Source organism: Vibrio sp. 10N.222.55.C6, assembly GCF_041473395.1.
Classification (GTDB): Bacteria; Pseudomonadota; Gammaproteobacteria; order Enterobacterales; family Vibrionaceae; genus Vibrio; species Vibrio crassostreae_C.
Map to the genome: position 1 here is coordinate 1 of NZ_JBFRSD010000376.1, position 264 is coordinate 264.

At 42.4% G+C, this 264-nt stretch carries 1 pseudogene; it reads right to left on the minus strand.

Annotated features, from left to right (window positions below):
- Nucleotides 1-108: 108 nt before the first annotated feature.
- Nucleotides 109-264: pseudogene (locus AB4486_RS24195) on the minus strand (protease HtpX); the annotation flags it as partial.

The window sequence follows — 264 nt, forward strand, 5'->3', positions numbered from 1 at the left end:
CTTCATGTCTCAACACTTGTTATCTTAAGCGCCAAGATCAAAAAAGGCCTCCCGAAGGAAGCCTTTAGATTTTTCTTGTCGACTAGCGATGGCTAATCATATTAGAAATTACATGTTACGTAGAGACGCAATACGCTTATCTAGTGGCGGATGGCTCATTAATAGCTCAGTAAGAGACTTCTTACCGTTAATACCAAACGCCATCATAGAACCTTCTAATTGCGGCTCGTGGCTCACTTTTAGACGCTCTAGCGCTGCAATCAT